The organism is Azospirillum sp. TSH20, from assembly GCF_003115935.1.
In the GTDB taxonomy this organism is placed as follows: domain Bacteria; phylum Pseudomonadota; class Alphaproteobacteria; order Azospirillales; family Azospirillaceae; genus Azospirillum.
In genome coordinates this window covers 1-2,677 of sequence record NZ_LGQU01000062.1, presented here as the reverse complement: position 1 = coordinate 2,677, position 2,677 = coordinate 1, and the positions used below count along the sequence as shown (strand labels likewise).

Genomic DNA, 2,677 nt, shown 5'->3' with positions numbered 1-2,677 from the left:
CCCCGACCCGCCGGCGGGCCTCGCCATGGCGGGTGGTGGCTTCCTCCACCGCAAGCCGCGCCTGTTCCCAGGTCGCCGCCGACCGGTCGACCGCCGCTGCGGCCCCCGCCGCGTCGCCGTTCGCCCGGTCGGCATCGGCCAACAGCGGCCGAAGCGGTTGCAGGCCGCGCAGCCGGGCCGCCGCCTCGCGCCGCTCCTCAGCCTCGACCCAGGCCCGCTCCGCCGCGCCTGCCGCTTCGACCGCCCTGCTCTCAGCCGCCGCGAGCTGCCCGTCGCGCTCATGCCAAGCCAATGCCGCCAGGGCGAGCGCCAGTGCCTGCTCGCCGCACCGCACCGCCTTCGCCGCCTCTTCGGCTTCCGTCTGCAAGGCCGCGCGGTCGTCGTCGCTCAGCACGCCAATGCCGCCGCCTTCCGCCAGTAGCGTGTCGAGCCGCTGCGTCTCCGCTTTCGCTCGTTCATGGGCCGCAAACGACAGGCGAGAATAGATCTCGGTTCCGGTCAGCAGTTCCAGCAATTCGGAGCGGTCCCGCGCCGGCGCCTTCAGAAAGGTGGCGAAATCACCCTGCGCCAGCAGCACGGCACGGCGGAATTGCTCGAAGCTCAGGCCGAGCCGTCGTTCGATCTCCTCCTGCACGCTCTTCTTGCCGTCGCCGAACCGCCGTTCGCCATCCAGGCTGCTCAGCGACATGCTCTGCTGCTGCAAGGCCCCCTGCGCCTTCTGCCGGGCCCGCCGCACTTCCCAGCGCGCGCGATAAGCCTCGCCGTCGATCCCGACGAAATCCACCTCGGCCCAGCCGAATCCGGCTCCCCGCCGCAAGACCGTGCGCACGTCGGTGGTGCGGATGCTGTTGGGATCGCCCTCCAGCCCCAGCATCTCGCCGCGTCCTTCCGGCAGCCGCGGCATGCGGTCGAACAGGGCAAGACACAGGGCGTCGAGAATCGTGCTCTTGCCGGCGCCGGTCGGTCCGGTGATGGCGAACAGCCCGGCCCGCCGCAGCGGCTCGCGGTCGAAATCGATGGAGAAGGTGCCGTCCAGGCTGGTCAGGTTGGCGCCGCGTACCGCGAGAATGCGCATCACATCGTCTCCTGCACGCCGGTCAGCAACTCGTGGAAGGCCGCCATCAGGTCCGGTTCGGGGTCGCCCTCGTGGCTTCGGCGGTAGAGGCGCCGGAACACCTCCTCCGGCTCAAGCGAGGCCAGATCGACCGGCGGCGCGCTGTCTGCCAGCGTCTGGCCGCTGCCGGTCAGCCGCACCCCCAGCTTCAGCAGACGCACCGGCCGGCCGGCCAGCGCCGCCTCGACCTCGTCGCGCAGGGCGGGGCGCGGCTCCGGCAGGGTGACCGTCACCTCCAGGAAGGGCCAGGCATCGCGCGGCAGGGCATTGTCCAGTTCGAGCCGCTTCAGCCTGTCCAATGCCGCGTCCGGGCTGGGCTCACTGATGCGGTGGATCGGCACATGGCGCGGCACGCGCAGGGCCTCATGGCCGACCAACTGGCCGCTCGCGAACTCGGCCAGCATCACCTGATGAGGATAGGGCTCCTCGTCCAGCGCCAGCGGAATCGGCGAGCCGCTGTAGCGCACCGTCTCGCGCCCGCCGACCGCCTGCGCCCGGTGCAGGTGGCCCAGTGCGACGTAGGCGGCGTCTTCGGGGAAGATGTCGACCGGCAGGGCATGCAGGTTGCCGCCCAGGATCTTGCGCTCGCTCAGTTCCGACAGGGCGCCGCCGCGCATATAGCAGTGTCCGGTCAGGATCAGCGCTTCTCCCCGTCTGCAGCGCTCCCGCCCACCGGTCCAGGCCTGGGTATAGAGCCGCCGCACACCCTCGATCAGTGGATCGGTGTCTTCAGCGTCCTCGACCGCAGGAAGGTCGGATGGTCGCAGATAGGGCATGGCGACGCAGCGCGCCGCAATGGTCCCATCGGCATCGCGTAACGGCACGATCAGGGGGGACGGGTCGAACATCCCATCGGCCGAGGAGGGCAGGGTGCCGATCACCCGCACGCCCATCTCGGTCATCAGTGGTGACGGAGCCTCCAGCCGGCTGGCGCTGTCGTGGTTGCCGGCGACCACCACAATGTCCAGCCGTGGATGCAGAGCCTTCACCCGCGCGACGAACCGGTAGAAGAGTGCCAGTGCCGGGATCGGCGGATTCTGCCCATCGAAGACATCGCCGGCGATCACCAGCGCATCCACCCGATGCTCGCCGATGCGGTCGATCAGCCAGTCAAGGAAGCAGGCATGCTCGGCATCGCGGGGGATGCCGTGCAGCGTCTGGCCGAGATGCCAGTCGGCGGTATGGAGAAGACGGAAGCTCCGCATGGTCCTGCGCTCGCAACGAAACGATGCGTCACTCTACGGACCGCGCTTCCGTCGGGGTTTACGAAAAAATGACGAGGCGACGAAAAAAGCGCTTGCGTGGTTTGGGGGAGGGCGCCTATAACCCGCTCCACCGACGGCGGGGCACTGAACGACAGTGCGGCGCCGGCGGAGAAACGGAAGAGAAAACAGCAGCTTAGCGGTTTTTATCTTCCGGCTTCGACCGAAATTCTCCGGTCACTCTGGTCCGATCCTCTGAAGAGGGGATGCGGCGGATTGGCCGGTGCGGCATGTTTCAGTGCTGCGGGTTCTTTGACAAGTTTATACCGTGTTGTGAGAAGGGATGCGCAGGCGGCGGCAG

General features: G+C 68.7%; 2 protein-coding genes. Both read right to left on the bottom strand.

Annotated features, from left to right (window positions below; all coding sequences use genetic code 11):
• The coding region (locus TSH20_RS17780) for an AAA family ATPase (RefSeq protein ID WP_146207485.1) at positions 1-1,075 on the bottom strand (1,075 nt) is incomplete at its 3' end.
• The gene (locus tag TSH20_RS17775; RefSeq protein WP_109075961.1) at positions 1,075-2,319 is read right to left on the bottom strand and encodes an exonuclease SbcCD subunit D C-terminal domain-containing protein; all 1,245 of its coding nucleotides are present in this window, start codon (positions 2,317-2,319) and stop codon (positions 1,075-1,077) included. The genes TSH20_RS17780 and TSH20_RS17775, both read right to left, overlap by 1 nt.
• Positions 2,320-2,677: the final 358 nt, after the last annotated feature.

Bases quoted from the DNA above. Each gene is read 5' to 3' on its own strand.
- TSH20_RS17775 (WP_109075961.1), bottom strand. From the start codon at position 2,319: ATGCGGAGCTTCCGTCTTCTCCATACCGCCGACTGGCATCTCGGCCAG.